Below are 20,487 nucleotides of genomic sequence, written 5' to 3' on the forward strand. Positions count from 1 at the left end.
CGTCGCCTCGGCTTCGTTGTTCATCGCTTGGCCGCCCACCTTATCGCTGCTAAGTTCCCTCCTCGGAATTTATCAGCGATAAGGACGAACGGAGTCGATCCCCCGATGAGTACTCGGACGAGCCCCCGCCGGGGCCGCCTCCGGTCCCGGCGGGCGGTGTCCCGGCTGACGGCGACCCGTCGGGCGGTGTCCCGGCTGACGGCGACCCGTCGGACGGCGACCCGCTTGCTGCCCAACACCACTCCTTGGCGGTCCTCCCGCGACTTCCGGCTGCTGTGGACCTCCGGGGCCGTCACCCTGCTGGGCTCGGTCTTCACCATGACCGCGATCCCGCTGCAGATCGCCGACCTCACCGGCTCGCCGCTGGCCGTCGGGGCGGTCGGGGCCGTGGAGCTGGTCCCGACGATCGTGTTCGGCCTCTACGGCGGGGTGCTCGCCGACCGGGCCGACCGGCGGACCGTCGCCCTGGTGACGGAGCTCGGGCTGGCCGGGCTGAGCGCACTGCTGCTGGCCAACGCGCTGCTCGGCACGCCGATGCTCTGGCCGCTCTACGCCGCCGCCGGCTGCGCGGCCGCGGTCCACGGGCTCCAACAGCCCTCGGTGGAGGCGGTGGTCCCGCGGCTGGTACCGCACGAGCAGCTGCTCGCCGCGGGGTCGCTGCTCTCACTGCGCTGGAACATCGCCGGGCTGGCCGGACCGGCCGCCGCAGGCGTGGTGATCGCCACCGCGGGCGTACCGGTCGCGTACCTGGTCGACCTGGCGACCTTCCTGGTCTCGGTCGCCCTGCTCGCCGCGGTCCGCCCGGTCCCGTCGGCCCGCGACGCCGAGGTGCCGCACCTGCGCGCGTTCACCGAGGGCGTGCGGTACACCGCGCGGCGGCCCGAACTGGTCGGCACCCACCTGGTCGACCTGGCGGCCACCGTGTTCGCCCTGCCGACGGCGCTCCTCCCCTTCCTCGCCGGCGAGCTGGACGCGCGGTGGGCGCTCGGGCTGCTCTACACGGCCGGCGCGGCGGGCGGGCTGCTGGCCGCCGCGACCGGCGGCTGGACCGAGCGGGTGGCGCGGCACGGCCGGCCGGTCCTGCTCTCCGGCGCCCTGATCGGCGCCGCGATGGTCGCGGCGGCCCTGTGCCGGAACGTGTGGGCCCTGCTGGTCTGTCTGGCGGCAGCGGGCGCGGCCGGCTGGGTCGGCGACACCTTCCGCACCGCGATGTGGAACCAGTCCGTCCCCGACGAGCTGCGCGGCCGCACGGCCGGGCTCGAAGTGCTGGTCGGCTCGGCCGGCCCGGCCCTCGGGGACGTCCGGGCCGGCGGGTTCGCCGCCCGCGACGGCCTCCGGGCCGCGCTCCGCTCCGGCGGCCTGCTCTGCCTCGCCTCCACCGGGGTGCTCGCCGCCGCCCTGCCCGCCCTGTGGCGCTACGACCGGCGCACCGACCCGCACGTGGCGGCGACCCGCGCGGCGGACCCGAACCGACCGGCGGAGGCCGGCGCGCCGGAGGGAGTCGCCTGAAACCCCGCGCTCCCGCTGGCGTCTACCCGCCTGCGCGCCGCCCATTCCCGGTGCCCCGCGAGGCGGACGTTTGGGCGCGCGGTCAGCGGCTAGCCGCCCGGCATGGACATCATCACGCACACCTCCCCCTGGTCCCGGCGGCTGCGCGCCGCCCTCGACGCGCCCGCCTCGTGGAGCTTCCTGGACGCGCCCGCCGGACCGCTGCACGACGCCGTCACCGCGCTGCCGCTCGGTCCGTACCGGGACGTCCTGCACGGGGTCTGGCTCGGGCACCCGCTGCACCCGGCACTGGTACAGGTGCCGATGGGCTGCTGGCTGTCGGCCGGCCTGCTCGACGCCACCGGCCAACGGCGGGCCTCGGGCGCCCTGGTCGCGGCCGGACTGGTCGCGGTCGGGCCCGCGGCACTGGCCGGCTGGGTGGACTGGGCGAAACTCGACCCGCCGCGCCGCCGCACCGGCCTGGTGCACGCCGTGGCCAACACCACCGGTGTCGTGCTGTACACGGGGTCGCTGCTGGCCCGCGGCCGCGGGCACCGGATGCGCGGGCGGCTGCTCGGGTGGGCCGGGCTGACCGCCGTCTCGGCGGGCGCGGCGCTCGGCGGCCACCTCTCCTACCGGCTGGCGGCCGGGCCGAACCGCGCGGCCGCGGTGCCGCGGCTGGCGCCCGCCGACTGGGTCGGCCTGGGCCCGGTGGCGGACTTCGCGAACGGCGTCCCGACCCGCCGGACGGCCGGCGGGCTGGGCGTGGTGGTGGTGCGGAGCGCCGACGGGTTCGCCGTGCTCGCCGAGCGCTGCGCCCACCTCTCCGGTCCGCTCGCCGAGGGCGCGGTGGTCGACGGCTGCCTGCGGTGCCCGTGGCACGGCAGCGAGTTCCGCCTGCGGGACGGCGAGGTCGTGCACGGGCCGGCCACGGCCCCGCAGCCGGTCTTCGAGACCCGGGTGATCGCCGGCCACCTGGAGGTCCGGTTCCCCGGCGCGGGGTGACCCGCGGGGCGGCACCGACCCGTGGCGCAGGAGCGGCCCAGCGCGGCGTCCGCGTCCGCGTCGGCGGCGGCGTACGGTTCCCGGCCCGTGGCGGGCCGAACCAGCGCGGCGTCACCGACCCCGCCGTCACCGACCCGCCGTCCCCGGTTCACGCCCCCTGGGCGTCGAGCCAGTGCAACAGCACGGTGCGCTCGGCCTCGGTGCCGACGCGGGCGGCCGGGTCGAGCGCCCATTCCCGGATCCGCCCGAGCGTCTCCGGGTCGAGGTCGAGGTAGAGCCGCCAGTGGGCCCGGGGATGGCACTCCGGGTCGCGCGGCTCCTCGCACTCGTGGCAGTGCGTGAAGAAGGCGTCGACCAATCGGTGCACGATCGTCTCGGCGGACATGGACGGCGGTCCTCCACGCACTCGGTTCGCGCCGCCGGCCTCCGCGGACCGGCGGGCCCGTCTCCAGGGTGCGCAACCGGCGGCCCGCCCGGCAGGGACCAACGTCCCGGGAACGCGCACGGCCCGGTACCCGTGGGCGGGTACCGGGCCGTGCGAGGGGGTATCGAGGGGGTGGCGTCAGCCGCGTCCGGAGGACTTCTGGGTGCGGCGCGAGACCGAGTCGAGCACGACGGCGGCGAGCAGCACGGCGCCGGTGATCATGTACTGGATGGCCTGCGCGGCGTGGACCATGTCCAGACCGGTGGTGATCGACTGGATGACCAGGATGCCGAGCAGCGCCGACCAGGTCTTGCCGCGGCCGCCGAAGAGGCTGGTGCCGCCGATGACGGCCGCCGCGATGGCGCTCATCAGGACGTTGCCGCCGCCGAGCGTCTTGTCGGCGGAGCCCTGCTGGGAGGCGATGAAGAGACCGCCCAGACCGGCCAGGCCGGCCGAGATCATGAACACCGAGATGCGGACCCGGGCGACGTTGATGCCCGCCCGGCGGGCGGCCTCGATGCCGCCGCCGACGGCGAAGATCTGCCGGCCGTAGGAGGTGCGGCGCAGCACGAAGTCGGTCAGCACGACCACGCCCAGCAGGATCACCAGGGGCAGCGGCAGGCCGCGGTCCTGGTTGAGCATGTAGGCGCCGACCAGGGCGAGCACGGCGAGGGCGCCGGTGCGCAGCGCGATCTCGCTGGTGCTGCGGGCGGGCAGGCCGGCGGCGGTGCGGCGGCGGGCGTCCAGCAGCTGTCCGGCCAGGAAGAGGCCGATGGCGAGGAAGGCGAGCAGCCAGGCGAAGAGGATGTCGCCGTCGCCGAGGAAGTAGGTGTCGAGGTTGGCGACGACGCCGTCGTTGATGTTGTTGACGGTGCCGAGCTTGCCGAGCACGTAGTCCTGCAGGCCGCTCCAGGCGAGCATGCCGGCCAGGGTGACGACGAAGGCGGGCACGCCGATCTTGGCGAAGAAGAAGCCGTGCAGGGCGCCCATGGCGACGGCGGTGGCGAGGGCGAGCAGGATCGCCAGGCCCTCGTTGAGGCCTTCGCGCACGGCCAGGACGGAGGTGACGGCGGCGCAGACGCCGGCGATGGAGCCGAGCGAGAGGTCGATCTCGCCGAGCAGCAGCACGAAGACGACGCCGACTGCGATCAGGCCCGGTCCGGCGATCCACTTGGTGATGTTGGTGAGGTTGTCGGCCTGCAGGAAGTGGCCGGTGACGCTCTGGAAGATGACCGCGATCAGGATCAGGCCGATGACGACCGGCAGCGAGCCGAGGTCGCCGCTCTTGATCTTGCGGCGGAACTCCTCCACGTATCCGGCCACGCCGCCCTGGCGGACCAGCAGCCGGGGGTCGGTCGCCGGGGCGGCCGGGGCGTCGGCCGGGGTGCCGGCGGCCGGGCTGGGGGTGGTCTGACTGGTGCTCACTTCGCTTCCTCCGCGATGCGTGCCTGGCGCCGGGTGACGGCGTTGTCGGTGGCGCCGGTGATGGCGGAGATGATCTCCTCGTGCGAGGTGCCGGCAACCGGGAAGGTCCCGTTGTTGCGGCCCAGGCGCAGGACGGCGACGGTGTCGGCGACCGCCTTGACGTCCGCCATGTTGTGGCTGATCAGGATCACGCCGAGGCCCCGCTCGCGCAGCCGCTCGACCAGGTCGAGGACCTGGGCGGTCTGCTCGACGCCGAGGGCGGCGGTCGGCTCGTCGAGGATGACGATCTTCGGGTCGCCGACCAGGGCGCGGGCGATGGCGACGACCTGGCGCTGGCCGCCGGAGAGCGCGGCGATCGGGATCCGCACGCTGGGGATCCGGATCGACAGGGTGTCCAGCAGTTCCTTGGCACGCCGTTCCATGGCGACCTCGTCCAGCGTGCCGTGGCGGCGCAGCTCACGGCCGAGGAAGAGGTTGGCGACGACGTCGAGGTTGTCGCAGAGCGCGAGGTCCTGGTAGACGGTGGCGACGCCGAGTGCCTGGGCGTCCTGGGGGCGGCCGATCCGCACGGGGCGGCCCTCCCAGCTGATGGTGCCCTCGTCGATCGGGTGGACGCCGGCGATCGTCTTGACCAGGGTCGACTTGCCGGCGCCGTTGTCGCCGACCAGCGCGACGACTTCGCCGGCGTGGACGTCGAGGTCGACGTCGGTGAGTGCCTGCACGGCGCCGAAGCGCTTGGAGACCTCGCGCAGCGCCAGTACGGGTGCGCCTGTCACGTGAACCATCTCCTGCGGGGTAGTGCGTGGGGTGGGAGGGGGTCCGCGCAGGGCACGGCGGGCCGGCGCTCCCCGGGGGTGGTGGGGAGCGCCGGAACCGCGGCGCCCGGCGGGGGTGCTACTTGATGCCGGCGGCGGTGCAGGCGGCGGCGAAGTCGGCGGTGCAGATGTCGGCGGCCTTGTAGAGGCCGTCGGCGATGACGGTGTCGTTGATGTTCGCCTTGGTGACGACCTTGGGGTCCAGCAGCTTGGCCGGGATGCCCTTGTCGGTGTCGCTGTCGATGGTGGACGACGCGACGGCCTTGACGTCCTTGCCCTGGAGCAGGTTGACGGCCAGTTCGGCGGCGCTCTCGGCGAGCGGCTTGTACGCCTTGTAGATGGTGTAGGACTGGTCGCCCGCCACGATCCGCTGGACGGCGTCGAGGCCGGCGTCCTGGCCGCCGACCGGCACGGCGATCCCGGCCGACTTCAGCTGGGTGATGATCGCGCCCGCCATGCCGTCGTTGGCCGAGTACACGGCCTGGAAGCCGTCCTTGCCGAACTGGGTGATCGCGGCGCCGATCTTCTGGCCGGCCACGGTGGGCTTCCACTCACCGGACTGCTCGTAGACGACCTTCTTGACCTTGCCGTCCAGCGCCTTGTGCGCGCCCGACTTGAACTTGGCGGCGTTCGGGTCGGCCTCGTCGCCGTTGATCATGACGATGTTGGCGTCCGCGGCCTTGGCGCCCAGCGCCTCGACCAGGGCCTGGCCCTGGAGCTCGCCGACCTTCTCGTTGTCGAACGAGACGTAGGCGGAGACCGGGCCGGTGGCGAGGCGGTCGTAGGCGACGACCTTCACGCCCTTGTCGGCCGCCTCCTTCACCCAGGACTGGGTGGACTTGGCGTCGAAGGCGTCCAGGATGATCACCTTCACGCCCTGGGCGATCAGGGTGTCGAACTGCTGCTTCTGCTTGGCGGCACTGCCCTCGGCGTTGCTGTACTGCACCTTGCAGTCCGCACACAGCGCCTTGACCTTGGCCTCGATGAAGGGCCGGTCGAAGGACTCGTACCGGGTGGAGGAGGCGTTCTCCGGGAGCAGCAGACCGATGGACTTGGTGTCACCGGAGCCGGCGGCGTCCTTCTTGTCGCCGCCGGCCTTGCCACAGGCGGCCATGGACAGGGCCATCGAGACCGCGGCGGTGCCGATGACGAGGCGGCGCGTCATTGCGTTCATGGTGGGGGGTGCCTCCCTGACGGTGCCGCAACACTGCGGCGGGGTGGGAGGAGTTAATCCGGCCGTCACGCATGACGTCAATAAGTAAATCCAAGCAGCGGCCAGTCGAGGGCTTTTCGTTATCTTCATGAACGCCTACCCGCGATCGAAACTTGGAGGAAACTCCGAACGCCACCATGACAGGACATGACAGAACGGACGAAATCGCACAGGGGGCGACGCTGACCTGGTACGGACCTGAGATGGTCGAACCAGGGGCGCGCCATCACCGACCCTCCGCAGCGCCCACACATTCCTCTGACAAGTAGAGGGGTGGACAGCTCTTGCGTTCAAGAGTTGGACCAGTGAGCGCGGAGGGTCACACCGACCACCTCAGTCGGCGCCCGCCCCGTCCGCACCACGGGCCCGGTAGCGGCCCGGGGTGGTCCCGAACAGCCGGCTGAACGCGTGCGAGAGGGCGTAGGGCGTGCTGTAGCCGACCCGGCGGGCGATGGCCTCCAGCGGATCGTCGGTCTGCCGGAGCAGGGCCGCGGCCCGGGTCATCCGCCACCAGGCCAGGTACGCCATCGGCGGCCGGCCGACCAACGCGGTGAACCGCCTGGTCAGGGTGGCGCGCGAGACGCCCGACGCGGCGGCGAGGCCGTCGGCGCTCCAGGCGCGGGCCGGGTCCTCGTGCAGGGCCCGCAGCGCGGCGGCCACCACCGGGTCGGCGAGGGCCGCGGGCCAGCGACCGCCGGCGGACACCGCGTCCGCCGCCCCCGGGGGCTCGGCCGCCGCGGGGGCGGCCGCACCGGCGCCAGGCTCCCGACTCAGCCAGGCGCGCACCATGTACACCAGCAGCAGGTCGATGAGGCTGGGCACGGCCAGCGCCGCGCCGGGCCCGTCGTCGACCAGCTCTCCGCCCAACAGCTCGACGGCCGCCCGCAGGTGGGGGTGACCGCCGACCCGGTTCGGCAGATGGACGACGTCCGGCAGCTCGCGCATCAGCGGGTGGCTTCGGCTGTGGTCCAGCCGGTACTTGCCACAGAGCAGCTCGGCGACCGGGCCACCCCGCTCGGCCGCTCCCGTGGGCGGGCCCACGGGTGGCGGCACCGGCCGGCCCGGGCCGAGCAGCCGGTCGATGGGCACCGCCCGCTCGGCCTCGCCCGGCTCCAAGGGCTCACTCGCCATCACATGGCCCGTCCCGTGCGGCAGCAGCACCGCGTCGCCGGCGCCCAGGCTCACCGGCGCGCCGCCGTCCGGCAGCAGCCAGCAGCCGCCCGCCAGCACGACGTGGAACCCGGCCCCGTCGTACGCGGGGAGCCGGGTGGACCACCGGCCCGCCACCCGCAACCGGTTGGAGGACGGCCGCCCGATCCGCACGGCGGCGATCGCGTCGCTGACCACGTCCATGCGGCCATGGTAGCCCGCACGGCGCAGCCGTGAGCGGATCACGTAGCCAGTTGAGCCGAACGGGCATTGAGCGGCTCAGGGTGGCTCCCTAGGCTCGATGGCGGAGCGGGGCGGGAGCGCCGCCGCAGGACTTCGCGGGAGGGACAGCATGGAGCCGATCGTGCTCGGCGACGCCGAGATCATCAGGGTCCGGGAGTTTCAGGGGCCGTTCGCGCCGGCCCCGGTCATCGTGCCCGGGGTGACGGCCGCCACCTGGAAGGAGAACGAGGACTGGCTGGCGCCCGACCACTGGGACCCGGCCACCGACAGCTACGTCGGCGCGCTGCAGACCTGGGTGATCCGGTACGGCGGCCGGACCGTGCTGGTCGACACCGGCGTGGGGAACGGGCGCGAGCGGCCGGAGTCGCCGCACTTCCACCGGCGGCAGGGCGACCTCCCGGCCCGGCTCGCCGAGGCGGGCGTCCGGCCGGAGGAGGTCGACGTGGTGGTCAACACCCACCTGCACGCCGACCACGTCGGCTGGAACACCGTCGACCGGGACGGCACCTGGGTGCCGGCCTTCCCCAACGCCGTCTACCTCCTACCGGCCGCCGACCACGCGGGCCTGGCCGCCGCCACCGACCCGCGCCGCGACGGGTACCACCTGTTCGCCGACAGCGTCCTGCCGGTCCAGCACGCCGGGCAGGCGCTGCTGTGGGAGGGCGGCCACCGGATCGACGACGCGCTGACCCTGGAAGCGGCCCCCGGCCACACCCCCGGCTCCTCCGTGCTGCGGCTCGCCTCGCGCGGCGAACGCGCCGTGTTCGTCGGCGACCTGCTGCACAGTCCGGTGCAGATCCTGCACCCCTCCTGCAACAGCTGCTTCTGCGAGGACCAGGAGCAGGCCGCCGCCAGCCGGCTGCGCGTCCTCGAACGCGCGTCGGACCAGCGGGAGTTGGTGATCCCCGCGCACTTCGGCGGCTCCGGGGCGGCCGAAGTGCGGCGCGCCGGTACGAGGTTCACCGTCTCCCGCTGGGCGGCCTGACCCGGCGCTGCCACCGGTCCGGCCCGGCACAGGGGGCGGGCCGGCCCGGCGGCAGCGGACGTTCAACCGGGGGTCAGCCGCGGACCGCGTCGACCACCCGGGCCAGGTCCTGCTCGGAGAGGTCCGGGTGCGCCAGCAGCAGGTCGCGGACGGCGGTGAGGACCGGGCCGCCGCCGGCCAGCGCGAGGTCCTTGGCCGCCAGCCGGACCGGGAAGTCCGAGTCCAGACTGCGGGCGCGCGCCACCACGCCGCCCAACGGCCCCTTGGCGAGGACCCCGAGCGTGAGCTCCTCCGGCAGGCCGAGCGAGTCGGCCACCTTGAGCGCCTCGGCGACCACCGCGACCCCGCCGACCATCGCGCTGATCACGACGAGCTTGAGCGCCGCGCCCGAACCGGGGCCGCCGCAGCGGACCACCGTGCCGAGGGTGTCGAGCACGGGCTGCGCCCGGTCGAGGTCCTCGGTGCGGCCGCCGGCCAGCACGGTCAGTCCGCCGGTGGCGGCCGGACCCACGCTGCCCAGCACCGGCGCATCCACCAGGCCGGTGCCGTCCGGCAGTTGGGCACGCAGGGCGGCGGTGGCCGCCGAGCCGATGGACGACATGTCGATCCAGAGCGTGCCCGGCGCCAGCTCCGCCGTGAAGCGCGCGGCCACCGACTCCACCGCCGCGGGGTCGGCCAGCATGGTGATGACGAGGCCGGCGCCCCGGACGGCTTCGGCGGGCGTGGCCGCCTCGTCGAGGCCGTCGGCCTTGGCGGGCGTACGGTTCCACACCGTCAACGGGTGTCCGGCGGCGGCGAGTCGGCGGGCCATCGGCAGCCCCATCCGACCGAGTCCGAGGAATGCGATCTTCTCCATGGCCACCACGCTAGGGTCGGCCGAGGCAGGCGACAAACGAATGTCCCGCATGGTAGCCATGCACCATGGACATGGCTTGGCTCGAAGTCTTCCGCACCGCCGCCCATCTGGGGTCGTTCACCGCCGCCGGGGAGCGCCTGGGATACACCCAGTCGGCGATATCCCGTCAGATCTCCACACTGGAGGCCGAGTTCGGCGCCCAGCTGTTCGACCGGCTGGCCCGCGGCGTCCGGCTGACCGAACACGGGCGGGCCCTGCTGCCGCACGCCGAGGCGCTGCTCGACCGGCTGGACGGCACCCGGCGCGACCTGGCGGCAGTCACCGGACTGAGCCTCGGCCGCCTGCGCGTCGGCGCCTTCGACAGCGCCAACGCGGCACTGGTGCCGGGCGCGCTGGCGGCCTTCCGCGCCGCCCACCCACAGGTCGCGATCTCGCTCACCGAGGGGCTCTCGGCAGCCCTGCTCGGCCGGCTGCGGGACGGCGAGATCGACCTCGCCGTCATCGCCGGCTACCCCGAACACCCCTACGACGACGAGCTGTTCGACCTCTGCCCGCTCGCCGAGGACCCGGTGCTGGTGGCCCTGCCCCGGGACCATCCGCTGGCCGCCCGGCGCCGGCTCCGGCTGGCCGAACTCGCCGAGGAGGACTGGATCGCGGCCAGCCGGCAGACCGAGTCCACCCTGCTGGCCGCCTGCGTCCGCAGCGGGTTCCGTCCGCGCGTCGAGTACGCGGTGGCCGGGTGGACGGCGAAGCTGGGGCTGGTCTCCGCCGGGCTAGGGGTGACGCTCATCCCCTCCCTCGCCGCCCGCGCCGCTCGGCCCGACCTCGCGCTGGTCCCGCTGCACCCCGAGGACACGCCCGTCCGCCTGGTGCGGACGGCGACCCTCCGCGGCCGCTCGGTGCCGCCGGCCACCGCCGCCTTCCTCGACACCCTGCGCGCGGCGGCGGAGGCCACGGCCGCGCCGTGAGCCCGCGTCAGGACCGCACCAGGCCCGCGTCAAGCTCGCTTCGGCCCCGCGTCGGACCTGGGCTTCGGCCCCGCGTCGGACCTGGGCTTCGGCCCCGCGTCGGACCTGGGCTTCGGCGCCGCGTCGGACCCGGGTCAGGCCTTTCTCGGGCCCGCGCCCCGTCTTCTCAGGCCCGCTGCACCCGCACGCCGCCGAGCAGACCCCAGGCGTCGACCCGAACGGTCGGGCCGCCGGGCTCGGTCGGGCCGTCGTCGCTGACACCGCCGAGACGGATGCCGCCGACCACCACGCGGACGTTCGGCCGGACGGTGATGCTGACGCCGCCTATCAGGCTCAGCTTGGTGATCTTCAGCTCGGCGCCGTCGGGGAGGTCGACGTCGGTGAGGTCGATGTCCGCGCCACCGATCAGCGAGGCGGTCACCGTCCGCTCGTGGATCGTCGCCCCGGCCAGCTTGTGGCCGCCGATGATGCTCACCCGGACGTCGGTTCTGTCGTTGTCCCGTGCGTTGCCCTGTGCGTTGTCCTTGATCATGTCCCCAACTCTAGGGCAGCGACCGGCACCCCCGGCAGTGTGTCAGCACACCTTCGTGCCGTGACAGTTGTCATCCGGGGCAGACCAGTTGTCATCCGGGGCAGACCGGCCACGGGGCCCCGGGCCGTGCCGCTGCGAAGCAGTCGGGCCGTCAGGGCTGCCAGCGCAGCACCGCGCCCACACCGCCCGCCGGGCCGGACACCCCGGCGGGGACGAGCAGCGCCTCGGCCCCGGTCGCCGCGGCGCAGCGCAGCAGCGCGTCCGCCGCCGGGGCGGGCTCCACCCCGTCGGCGCCCATGGTGCGCACCTCCCCGCGCTGGACGGCGACGTGCTCGGGCTCCGGGCCCACCCACACCTGGCGTTCGGCGTCCGCCGCGCCCTGCTGGATCAGCAGGGTCGCGACCCGGTGCTGCCGGGCCGCGGCGACCACGGCGGGCACGCCCTGGGCCGCCGCGCCGGGCGCCGCCTCGGTGCCGCCGCCGTCGGTGGTGTGCTCGCCCGGGCGTCCGAGGCCGGCCCGGAAGTCCGCCAGCGCGGTGTCGAGCCGGCGCTGCCGGTGTTCCTGCCAGGCCCTGGCGAGCTGCCGGTCGAACGCCTCGGCCGCGATGCCGCCCGCGCGGCCGCCGCCGTCCACCTCGACCGCCTCCGCGCGCAGTTGTTGCGGCAGCCGGTCGTGGACGGCCCGGCGCTCGCGGGCGTCGCCGGTCAGGACGAGCAGCCGGGCGCCGCTCTCCGGCCAGCGGCGGGCGATCTCGTCGGCGATCAGCTCGGCGGTGCGTTCCCAGCCGTCCTCGCGCCGGTGCTGGTAGTGCCACTCGTACCGGTCGGCGGGCGGCGCGCGGTGCGGGCCGCGCCCCTGCCACTGCGGGCCGGCGACGGAGCCGAGCCGGTCGGACCGGCCGAGTTCGCGGACCTCCAGGTCGGCGCCGGTGCGGTCGATGAAGGCGACCAGGCACGCGATGGCGAGGTCGTCGAGCAGGCCCAGCAGGCGCGAGGTGTGCGGCAGGGCCGACCAGGACGCCTCCACGTCGGGCGGGGAGCCGCTCAGCGGGACGTCCAGCACCACCTCGCCGTCCGTCGCGAACAGGGCCCGCCCGGGCGGGGCCGCGGAGGCCGGCTCGGCGGCGAGGTGGTCCCGCACGGCCGCGCAGGTCCGGTCGTCGGCGCCCAGTGCGGCGAGCCGGCGCACGGCGGTCCGGTCGAGCAGGTCCTGGCGCTGGGTGGCGTCCTCCGTGCTGTGCGAGGTGTCGAGGAAGACGGACGCCCAGGGGCCGGGCCGGTCGAGGAGCGGAGCGAGAAAGGCGAGTTGCATGACGGCCTCCCCAGGACTCGGTGGATCCGTGGCACCCGGACGGTCCGCGGTACTCGGCGGCTCCGCCGGGCGCCTACCCGGCCGGGCCCGCCCCACACGGGCGGACGCCGCATCGCCGGCGCTACATCGGCAGCTCGAACCAGACCACCTTGCCCGGCCCCTGCCGCCGCCATCCCCAGCACCGGGCGAGCCGGTCCACCAGGTGGAGGCCCAGGCCGCCGGGCCGGTCGGGGTGGTGCGGCCGGTGCGGCGTCGGCGGCAGCGGGCTGCTGTCGCTGACCTCGACCCGCAACACGCCCGGGCCGCGGACCAGGAGCAGGGAGCCCGCCTCCGCCGAGTAGCGACAGGCGTTGGTGACCAGCTCCGAGACCAGCAGGACGGCGTCGTCCACGGCTCCGCCGGGCACGTCGTCGGCGAGGACCGCCCGGGTGAAGGCGCGGCACTCGGCGACGACCCCGGGCCGGGCCGAGAGCGAGAGCCGGCACGCCCGTGGTGCGGCTGCGGGCCCGCAGCCGCACCTGGCCCGGAGCGCTGGCCGCCGGCGGCCCGTCATACCGCATCTCCTCTCGCCTCCCCCTCGTCCGCGGGGGCGTGCCGTCGCGCCCCGACCGTGGGGCGTGCTGTCCGCCCGGTCCCGACCGCGCGGTCGGGCGTCGGACGTGGAGCCGGAGCCGCTCAGTGGTCGAAGAGCTGCCGGATCCGCCCGCGGGGACGTTCAGGCGCCTGGGCCACGTCCTCCTGGCCTCCCTGTCCGGCGGCGGCCGGCTCCTCGGGGCGCGCCCGAGCAGCGGTCGGCGCCTGGCCGGCCGGGGCGGCGTCCCGGCCGACCGCTCGGGCGGGCGGGACGGGCTCGGCGGGACGTTCGGCCGGTTCGGCGCGCCCGTACGGCTCGGCCGGGCCGACCGCCCGCTCGTCGGTCACCGGCCCGGGCCGCTCGTACCGCGCCTGCCCGGCGGGAAGGTCCGCGCCGGGCCGCACCGGGCGGCGGGCCCGGCGGGCGAGGCCGGCCAGCGCCAGGCCGAGGCAGAAGATCAGGGCGAGGGCGACACCGGAGAGGAAGATCGCCAGGCTGTTCAGCGTCACGAGGTCGTTGCCGAGGACGGTCACCTGGTACTCCGGCCCGCCGGAGAGGTTGTCCGCGATCAGCAGGCCGACGAAGGCCCCGCTCGCGGCCATCAGCAGTAGTCCGAGGAGCAGCATGGCGCGCGTCCTTTCAGGGTCCGTCCACCCCCGGTCGCGCCGCGCCTACCCGGACCGGCCCCGGCCTAACGCGGACGGGCCCGAACACCTGCACCCCCGAGGACCGGCCCGGGACCCCGACCGCCCGAGGACCGGCACCGCCCGGCCGGCACCGCCCCGATCCGCCCAGCCGCCTACGCGGCCCGCACGGCGATCAGACAGGTGTCGTCCTCGGTGTCGGCCGGGCTGAACTCCAGCAGCCGGTCGAGGTACTGCTCCAGGTCGGCGCCGGGGGCACCGGCGGCGTGGATCAGCTGGTCCACCGACTCCTCGACCGGGCGGTCCCGCCGCTCCACCAGGCCGTCGGTGTAGAGCAGCAGCACCTCCCCGGGTGCCAGCCGGGTGGTGTGCTCCTCGTACTGCGCGTCCTCCAGGGCGCCGAGCAGTACGCCGTGCGGCAGCGGCAGGACCTCGGCGCCGCCCGCGCCGAGCCGGATCGGGGGCAGGTGGCCGGCCCGGGCCCAGCGGATCTCGTCGGCGGCCGGGTCGAACAGCGCGCAGACGACGGTGGCGGTCACCTGGCCCGGTTCGCGCAGCGCGATGCCGTTCGCCCATTCCAGCAGGCGTCCGGGTCCGGCGCCGGTCATCGCGAGACCGCGCAGCGCGTGCCGGAGCGCGACCATGCCGGTCGCCGCGCCGACGCCGTGCCCGGCGACGTCGCCGACGGCCAGCAGCACCCGCTTGTCGGGCAGCGCCAGGACGTCGTACCAGTCGCCGCCGACCCGGTCGCGTTTGGCCGCCGGGCGGTAGCGGACGGCGGCGTGCAGGCCGGTGGCGTCGAGCGGGGGCGGCTCGGGCGGCAGGATCGCCTGCTGGAGCCGGAGCGCCAGCCGCTCGCGTTCGGCCGCCTCCTGCTCGCTGTCGGCCAGCCGCTCCCGGGTGGCGCCGAGCGCGACCTCCGTCCAGTGCTGCGAGGAGACGTCGTAGTACGCGCCGCGGACGCCGGTCAGCCGGCCGTCCTCGTCCAGCAGGGGCTCGGCGACGATCCGGGTGTAGCGCTGCGTGCCGTCCGGGCGGACCAGCCGGAAGACGGCGGAGGAGGTCCGGTGCCGCCGCTGGACGGTGTCGAGCAGCCGCCGGATGGCGGGTTCGTCGTCCGGGTGGGCGTGGCGGGCGAGCCGGGCGAGCGGGACGGGGGCGGCGTCGGCGGGCAACCCGTACAGGTCGACCAGGCCGTCGTTCCAGAGGACCCGGCCGTCCGCCGTCCACTCCTGGAACCCGCAGACCCGGGCGAGCCGCTGGGCCTGGCGGAGCAGCGCGGCCTGGTCGCCCTCGCCGGTGCGCTCGGTCTCCAGCTGCCAGCTGACCAGCAGGCGCCGGCCGAGCGGGGCCACGGCGAGCCGGACGGTGGCGGGCAGCGGGGTGTCACCGCTCTGGAAGACCAGGTGCACGCGCTCCGCGGGCCGGGGTTCGCCGCTGCGGTGGGCGTGGACCAGCCGGTCGAACAGGCCGGTGGCGCAGGCGGCCGGGTAGGTCTCCAGCAGTGAGGCGCCCTCCACGACGGTCCGGGGCCGGCCGAGCGGGTCGCGGAAGTGGTCGTTGACCCGGACGATCCGGAAGTCGGCGACCTCGTCGTCGCGCAGGACCGCTTCGAGCAGCAGCGCCGGGGTGAGCAGCCCCTCCAGCGTCGCGCCTTCCTGCTCCGGCGGGCCCTCCCGCTCCGGCAGGCCCGCCGGGCCCGGCGGGCCGGTGCGGTCCGGCGCGTCGAGCAGGCCCGCGCAGAGGTCGGCGAGCGCGTGGAGCTGGCGGCGCAGCGGTCGGGTGAGCGGGGGTGCCGGTCCGGGCCAGCGCAGTTCGAGGGCTCCGCGGCAGCGGCCGCGGTCGACCAGCGGGAGGACGGCCCGGTCGGCCCCGGCGGGGAGCGGCCCCGCCGCGGTCGGCATCGCCGGGTCGTCCGGCCAGAGCTCGCGGCCGGTGCGGACGGCGAGTTCGGCCGGGGTGCCGACGCCGGGCGGCACCCGGTCCCAGGCCTGGGCGTCGGCGGCGGTGAGCCCGGCGTGGGCGGCCAGCGCGAGGACTCCGCCGGGCAGCCGCTGCCAGACGGCGACGGCGTGGACGCCGAGCGGCCGGGCGGTCTGGTCGAGCACCGCGGCGGCGGCGTGCGCGAGGTCGGGGGTGGCGGCCAGGGCCGGGCCGGGCGGCGCGGCCGGCGGACGGCCGGCGGACGGGGGCTCGGCGGCGGGCGGACCGTCCGCGGGGCCGGGGACGCCGGCGATGTCGGCGGCGAGCACCGCGGCCGGCTGCCCGGCCTCGCGGGCGAGCCGGGCGAGGCGCACGGCGGCCTCGGCGGGGGTGCAGCGCAGCCGCTCGGCGAGGATGCCGGTGGCGACGTCCACGGCGGCCCGCTCGCGTTCCTCGGTGCGGAGCCGGTCGAGCCCGCGCTGCAGCCGGCGGACGGTGGCGGCCAGCGCCAGGGCGACGCGCTCCTCCGCGCCGCCGGGCCCGGCGCCGCCCGCGCCGGTGCCGTCCGGCCCCCGCCCGCCCGGCCCGGGGCCTCCCCGTCCCGGGCCGTCCGTCCCGGTCATGACGCCCCCAGCAGCAGCTGCCGCATGAGGTCGAGCAGCGCGAGCGTGTCGACCGGCTTGCTGACGTGGTCGTCGGCGCCGGCGGCCAGGCTCTTCGCCCGGTCGCCGGGCATCGCCTTGGCGGTGACGGCGATGACCGGGATGCGGGCCAGCCGCTCGTCGGCGCGGATCTCACCGATCGCCGCGTAGCCGTCGAGCCCGGGCATCATCACGTCCATCAGCACCAGCGCCGCCTCCGGGTGGGCGCGCAGCAGGTCGAGCCCGGCGCGGCCGTCGGCGGCGTGCAGGACGGTCAGGCCGCGTTCCTCCAGGGCGGAGGTGAGGGCGAAGACGTTGCGCACGTCGTCGTCCACGATCAGCACGGTCCGGCCGGCCAGCGGTTCGTCGGGGAGCCGCCCGGCGGTGGCGGGTACGGGGGGCGCGGGCCGGTGGCCACCGAAGCAGCGGATCAGCCGTTCGCGCAACTCGTCCAGGCCGGTGACGAGTTCGATGCCGCCGGGGCCGTGTTCGGCCGGTGCGGACAGGCCTGCGGCGGTGCCGCCGTCGCCGCGGTAGCCGAGGACGAGGGTCTCCTCGTCGCGTTCCTCGAGGCCGGCCAGCACGGCGGGGGCGAGGTCGGCGGAGCGGCCGAGGTCGAGCACCACGCAGCGGTAGGGGCCCTCCGCGAGGGCGGCGCGCAGTTCGGCCCGGGTACCGGCGCTGCGGATCCGGGGCGGGGTCCGGGCGGGCGTCCCGGCCGGGGCGCCTTCGGTGGCCGCGTCCGCGGCGCCGACGGCGAGCAGGGTGAGCAGCCCGGGCGGATCGGCCTCGACCACCAGCACCCGGGACCCGCCGGGCTCCTCGGCGGGTCGGCCGGGGCGCTCGTCACCCGCCGCCGGCTCGGTCCGGACCTCGGTCCGGGGCTCGGCGAGCGGCAGGTAGAGGCTGAAGCAGCTGCCCTCGCCGATGCTGGAGCTGATGGTGATGGTGCCGCCGAGCAGCCGGGCGAGCTCGCGGCTGATCGACAGACCGAGGCCGGTGCCGCCGTAGCGGCGGCTGGTGGTGCCGTCGGCCTGCTGGAAGGCGCCGAAGATGGTGTCCACGTGGGCGGGGTCGATGCCGATGCCGGTGTCCTCCACCCGGAACACCACCGCCGCCCCGGCCTGGCCGAGTTCGGCGGGGAGGTCGTCACCGGTGGCGCGTTCGATCCGCAGCTCGACCTGCCCGGTGTCGGTGAACTTGATCGCGTTGGACAGCAGGTTGCGCAGCACCTGGCGCAACCTCGCCTGGTCGGTGAGGAGTTCGGCGGGGACGGACTGGTCCAGGGTGACGGTGAAGGCGAGGTCCTTCTGGTCGGCGAGCGGCCGGAAGGCGGAGTCGACGTACTCCAGCAGCTCGCGGACGGCGAAGGGTTCGGGGCTGAGCTCCATCTTCCCGGCCTCGACCTTGGAGAGGTCGAGGATGTCGTTGATCAGCTGGAGCAGGTCGGAGCCGGCCGAGTGGATCACGCCGGCGTACTCGACCTGTTTGGGCGTCAGGTTGCCGGTCGGGTTCTGGGCGAGCAACTGGGCGAGGATGAGCAGGCTGTTGAGCGGGGTGCGCAGCTCGTGGCTCATGTTGGCCAGGAACTCGGACTTGTACATCGAGGTGAGCGAGAGCTGCCGGGCGCGCTCCTCCAGCTCCTGGCGGGCCTGTTCGATCTCCAGGTTCTTGGCCTCGATGTCGCGGTTGCGTTCGGCCAGCAGCGCGGCCTTCTCCTCCAGCTCCGCGTTGGAGCGCTGCAACTCCTCCTGGCCCTTCTGCAACTCCTCCGAGCGGGCCTGGAGTTCGGCGGTGAGCCGCTGGGACTCGCCGAGCAGTTCGTCGGTGCGGGCGTTGGCCAGCAGGGTGCCGATGTTGACGCCGCAGGCCTCGGCGAACTGCGCCAGGAAGTCCCGGTGGACCTGGCTGAACGGGTGCACGGACGCGAACTCCATGACGCCGATCAGCCATTCCTCCAGGGCGATCGGCAGCACCACGAGGGAGCGGGCGTCGGCGGCGCCGGTGCCGGAGGTGATGGTGGCGTAGCCGGGCGGCAGGTCGTCGACGCTGACGTTCCGGCGGCTGCGGGCGGCCTGTCCGACCAGGGACTCGCCGGGTCGCAGCCGCTGCGGTCCGGCGCCGACCGGCTGGCCGTAGCGGCTGATCAGGACGAGTTCGGTGCCGGCCCCGGTCTCCTCGGCGAGGTAGAACGCGCCGAGCTGCGCGCCGACCAGCGGCGTCAGCTCGTCGGTGATCATCTCGGCGACGGCCCGGATGTCGCGGCGGCCCTGGATGGCGCCGGAGAACCGGGCCAGGTTGGTCTTCAGCCAGTCCTGTTCCTGGTTGGTGCGGGTGGTCTCGCGCAGCGAGCCGACCATCGCGTTGATGTTGTCCTTGAGGTCGGCGACCTCGCCGGAGGCGTCGACGGTGATCGAGCGGGTGAGGTCCCCGGCAGCGACGGCACTGGTCACCTCGGCGATCGCGCGGACCTGCCGGGTGAGGTTGCCGGCCAGGCCGTTGACGTTCTCGGTGAGCCGCTTCCAGGTGCCGGAGACGCCCTCGACCTCGGCCTGCCCGCCGAGCCGGCCCTCGCTGCCGACCTCCCGGGCCACCCGGGTCACCTCGGCGGCGAACGCGGACAGCGTGTCGACCATCGTGTTGATGGTGGTCTTGAGCGCCAGGATCTCGCCCCGCGCGTCCACGTCGATCTTGCGGGTGAGGTCGCCGTTGGCGACGGCGGTGGTGACCTGGGCGATGTTGCGGACCTGGTTGGTGAGGTTGGTCGCCATCGAGTTGACGTTCTCGGTGAGGTCCTTCCACGTCCCGGCGACGTTCGGCACCCGGGCCTGGCCGCCGAGGATGCCCTCGGTGCCGACCTCCCGGGCCACCCGGGTCACCTCGTCCGCGAACACCGAGAGGGTGTCCACCATGGTGTTGATCGCGTCGGCGAGCGCGGCCACCTCGCCCTTCGCCTCGACGGTGATCTTCCGCGAGAGGTCGCCGCGGGCGACGGCGGTGGCCACCTCGGACATCGAGCGGACCTGACCGGTCAGGTTGGAGGCCATCACGTTGACGTTGTCGGTGAGGTCCTTCCAGGTGCCGGAGACGCCCCGGACGGTGGCCTGGCCGCCGAGGTTGCCGGCCGTGCCGACCTCCCTGGCCACCCGGGTCACCTCGTCCGCGAAGGCGGACAGCTGGTCGACCATCGTGTTGATGGTCTCCTTGAGTTCCAGGATCTCGCCGCGCGCGTCCACCCGGATCTTCTGGGTGAGGTCGCCGCCGGCGACGGCCGTGGTCACCTCGGCGATCGACCGCACCTGCGCGGTGAGGTTGTCCGCCATGACGTTGACCGACTCGGTGAGGTCGCGCCACGTCCCCGAGACGTCCCGGACGTCCGCCTGGCCACCGAGCCGGCCCTCGGTGCCGACCTCCCGGGCCACCCGGGTCACCTCGTCCGCGAACGAGGACAGCTGGTCGACCATGGTGTTGATGGTGTTCTTCAGCTCCAGGATCTCGCCGCGCGCGTCGACCGAGACCTTCTGAGTGAGGTCGCCCTCCGCGACCGCGGTGGCCACCTGGGCGATCGCCCGGACCTGACTCGTGAGGTTGCCCGCCATGGAGTTGACCGAGTCGGTGAGGTCCCGCCACGTCCCGGCCACTCCGGGGACCTGCGCCTGGCCGCCGAGCCGGCCCTCCGTGCCCGCCTCCCGGGCCACCCGGGTCACCTCGTCCGCGAACGAGGACAGCTGGTCGACCATCGTGTTGACGGTGTTCTTCAGCTCCAGGATCTCGCCGCGCGCGTCGACCTCGATCTTCTGGGTGAGGTCGCCGCGGGCCACCGCCGTGGTGACCTGGGCGATGTTGCGCACCTGCCAGGTCAGGTTGCCCGCCATGGCGTTGACCGAGTCGGTGAGGTCGAGCCACGTCCCGGAGGCCTCCTGGACCTGCGCCTGACCGCCGAGCCGCCCGTCGGCGCCGACCTCCCGCGCCACCCGGATCACCTCGGAGGTCACCCGGGACAGCTGGTCGGCCATGCCGTTGAACACCGTGGCGATCTCACCGAGCAGGCCGGGCTGGTCGAGCGCCAGCCGGGTGCCGAAGTCGCCGTCGCGCACCGCCGTGAGCCCCGCCAGCAGCCGTCGCAGCCCCTGCTTCGCCAGCTGCACCGACGGGCCCGGAGGCGGCTGCGGGGTGGCGGAGGACGGAGGTGTCGCCGGAAGGTCGTCCACTGGTCCCGCCTCCGGATCGGCCGCACGGCCGGGGAGAGCGTTCGGACGACCCCGGCCGCGAAGGGCGGCGACCGCCGCC

Annotated in this window: 16 protein-coding genes; 4 read left to right on the forward strand and 12 right to left on the reverse strand. The window is 75.0% G+C overall.

The features are described 5' to 3' along the window. Positions 1-225 precede the first annotated feature (225 nt). Both ACFVHB_RS04450 and ACFVHB_RS04455 read left to right on the forward strand, forming a co-directional pair. Positions 226-1,509 carry an MFS transporter gene (locus tag ACFVHB_RS04450; RefSeq protein WP_380314908.1) on the forward strand — a complete coding sequence of 428 codons (1,284 nt, stop codon included), beginning with the start codon at positions 226-228 and terminating at the stop codon, positions 1,507-1,509. Positions 1,510-1,611: 102 nt separating this feature from the next. After that, positions 1,612-2,493, forward strand: coding sequence for a Rieske 2Fe-2S domain-containing protein (locus ACFVHB_RS04455; protein WP_380314911.1), 882 nt, complete (start codon positions 1,612-1,614; stop codon positions 2,491-2,493). Positions 2,494-2,641: 148 nt separating this feature from the next. Here ACFVHB_RS04455 and ACFVHB_RS04460 read toward each other — a convergent pair whose 3' ends face one another. The 5 genes from ACFVHB_RS04460 to ACFVHB_RS04480 form a co-directional block, all read right to left on the reverse strand. Then, entirely contained in the window at positions 2,642-2,878 is a 237-nt protein-coding gene (locus ACFVHB_RS04460) for a hypothetical protein (protein ID WP_380314914.1), read from the reverse strand. Between the two features lie 177 nt (positions 2,879-3,055). After that, the gene (locus tag ACFVHB_RS04465; RefSeq protein WP_380314917.1) at positions 3,056-4,342 is read right to left on the reverse strand and encodes a sugar ABC transporter permease; all 1,287 of its coding nucleotides are present in this window, start codon (positions 4,340-4,342) and stop codon (positions 3,056-3,058) included. Then, positions 4,339-5,127: an ATP-binding cassette domain-containing protein gene (locus ACFVHB_RS04470; RefSeq protein WP_360200183.1), complete on the reverse strand. Its 789-nt coding sequence runs from the start codon at positions 5,125-5,127 to the stop codon at positions 4,339-4,341. Before ACFVHB_RS04470 ends, ACFVHB_RS04465 begins: the two co-directional genes overlap by 4 nt. A gap of 109 nt (positions 5,128-5,236) precedes the next feature. Then, positions 5,237-6,331: a sugar ABC transporter substrate-binding protein gene (locus ACFVHB_RS04475; protein WP_380314920.1), complete on the reverse strand. Its 1,095-nt coding sequence runs from the start codon at positions 6,329-6,331 to the stop codon at positions 5,237-5,239. Between the two features lie 372 nt (positions 6,332-6,703). Beyond that, complete coding sequence (locus ACFVHB_RS04480; protein WP_380314923.1) at positions 6,704-7,723, reverse strand: AraC family transcriptional regulator; 1,020 nt, start codon at positions 7,721-7,723, stop codon at positions 6,704-6,706. Between the two features lie 148 nt (positions 7,724-7,871). Between ACFVHB_RS04480 and ACFVHB_RS04485 the strand changes: the two genes are divergently transcribed. After that, positions 7,872-8,747: an MBL fold metallo-hydrolase gene (locus tag ACFVHB_RS04485; RefSeq protein WP_380314926.1), complete on the forward strand. Its 876-nt coding sequence runs from the start codon at positions 7,872-7,874 to the stop codon at positions 8,745-8,747. Positions 8,748-8,820: 73 nt separating this feature from the next. Here ACFVHB_RS04485 and ACFVHB_RS04490 read toward each other — a convergent pair whose 3' ends face one another. Beyond that, on the reverse strand, positions 8,821-9,603 hold the full coding sequence (locus ACFVHB_RS04490) for an NAD(P)-dependent oxidoreductase (RefSeq protein WP_380314927.1): 783 nt from the start codon (positions 9,601-9,603) through the stop codon (positions 8,821-8,823). Between the two features lie 65 nt (positions 9,604-9,668). Here ACFVHB_RS04490 and ACFVHB_RS04495 point away from each other — a divergent pair, with 65 nt between their 5' ends. Continuing rightward, on the forward strand, positions 9,669-10,571 hold the full coding sequence (locus tag ACFVHB_RS04495) for a LysR family transcriptional regulator (protein ID WP_380314930.1): 903 nt from the start codon (positions 9,669-9,671) through the stop codon (positions 10,569-10,571). Positions 10,572-10,737: 166 nt separating this feature from the next. Here the strand turns inward: ACFVHB_RS04495 and ACFVHB_RS04500 are convergent, their stop codons facing one another. The 6 genes from ACFVHB_RS04500 to ACFVHB_RS04525 all read right to left on the reverse strand — a co-directional run bounded on the left by ACFVHB_RS04500 (position 10,738) and on the right by ACFVHB_RS04525 (position 20,345). Then, positions 10,738-11,103 (reverse strand): hypothetical protein, encoded by a 366-nt coding sequence (locus ACFVHB_RS04500; RefSeq protein WP_380314933.1) that lies wholly within the window; start codon positions 11,101-11,103, stop codon positions 10,738-10,740. A 151-nt stretch (positions 11,104-11,254) separates the two neighbouring features. Further along, on the reverse strand, positions 11,255-12,415 hold the full coding sequence (locus tag ACFVHB_RS04505; RefSeq protein WP_380314936.1) for a hypothetical protein: 1,161 nt from the start codon (positions 12,413-12,415) through the stop codon (positions 11,255-11,257). A 121-nt stretch (positions 12,416-12,536) separates the two neighbouring features. Further along, entirely contained in the window at positions 12,537-12,968 is a 432-nt protein-coding gene (locus ACFVHB_RS04510; RefSeq protein WP_380314938.1) for an ATP-binding protein, read from the reverse strand. 122 nt (positions 12,969-13,090) lie between these two features. After that, entirely contained in the window at positions 13,091-13,615 is a 525-nt protein-coding gene (locus ACFVHB_RS04515; RefSeq protein ID WP_380314941.1) for a hypothetical protein, read from the reverse strand. Positions 13,616-13,788: 173 nt separating this feature from the next. After that, positions 13,789-16,179 (reverse strand): SpoIIE family protein phosphatase, encoded by a 2,391-nt coding sequence (locus tag ACFVHB_RS04520; protein ID WP_380314943.1) that lies wholly within the window; start codon positions 16,177-16,179, stop codon positions 13,789-13,791. Further along, a complete protein-coding gene (locus ACFVHB_RS04525) occupies positions 16,176-20,345 on the reverse strand; it encodes a HAMP domain-containing protein (RefSeq protein ID WP_380315189.1) in 4,170 nt (1,389 codons plus the stop codon). Before ACFVHB_RS04525 ends, ACFVHB_RS04520 begins: the two co-directional genes overlap by 4 nt. Between the last annotated feature and the right edge of the window lie 142 nt (positions 20,346-20,487).

It is taken from the genome of Kitasatospora sp. NPDC127111 (assembly GCF_042677465.1).
GTDB lineage: Bacteria > Actinomycetota > Actinomycetes > Streptomycetales > Streptomycetaceae > Kitasatospora.

Bases quoted from the DNA above. Each gene is read 5' to 3' on its own strand.
- ACFVHB_RS04490 (WP_380314927.1), bottom strand. From the start codon at position 9,603: ATGGAGAAGATCGCATTCCTCGGACTCGGTCGGATGGGGCTGCCGATG.
- ACFVHB_RS04475 (WP_380314920.1), bottom strand. From the start codon at position 6,331: ATGAACGCAATGACGCGCCGCCTCGTCATCGGCACCGCCGCGGTCTCG.
- ACFVHB_RS04520 (WP_380314943.1), bottom strand. From the start codon at position 16,179: ATGACCGGGACGGACGGCCCGGGACGGGGAGGCCCCGGGCCGGGCGGG.
- ACFVHB_RS04500 (WP_380314933.1), bottom strand. From the start codon at position 11,103: ATGATCAAGGACAACGCACAGGGCAACGCACGGGACAACGACAGAACC.
- ACFVHB_RS04455 (WP_380314911.1), top strand. From the start codon at position 1,612: ATGGACATCATCACGCACACCTCCCCCTGGTCCCGGCGGCTGCGCGCC.
- ACFVHB_RS04495 (WP_380314930.1), top strand. From the start codon at position 9,669: ATGGACATGGCTTGGCTCGAAGTCTTCCGCACCGCCGCCCATCTGGGG.
- ACFVHB_RS04460 (WP_380314914.1), bottom strand. From the start codon at position 2,878: ATGTCCGCCGAGACGATCGTGCACCGATTGGTCGACGCCTTCTTCACG.
- ACFVHB_RS04510 (WP_380314938.1), bottom strand. From the start codon at position 12,968: ATGACGGGCCGCCGGCGGCCAGCGCTCCGGGCCAGGTGCGGCTGCGGG.
- ACFVHB_RS04485 (WP_380314926.1), top strand. From the start codon at position 7,872: ATGGAGCCGATCGTGCTCGGCGACGCCGAGATCATCAGGGTCCGGGAG.
- ACFVHB_RS04505 (WP_380314936.1), bottom strand. From the start codon at position 12,415: ATGCAACTCGCCTTTCTCGCTCCGCTCCTCGACCGGCCCGGCCCCTGG.
- ACFVHB_RS04470 (WP_360200183.1), bottom strand. From the start codon at position 5,127: ATGGTTCACGTGACAGGCGCACCCGTACTGGCGCTGCGCGAGGTCTCC.
- ACFVHB_RS04515 (WP_380314941.1), bottom strand. From the start codon at position 13,615: ATGCTGCTCCTCGGACTACTGCTGATGGCCGCGAGCGGGGCCTTCGTC.
- ACFVHB_RS04480 (WP_380314923.1), bottom strand. From the start codon at position 7,723: ATGGACGTGGTCAGCGACGCGATCGCCGCCGTGCGGATCGGGCGGCCG.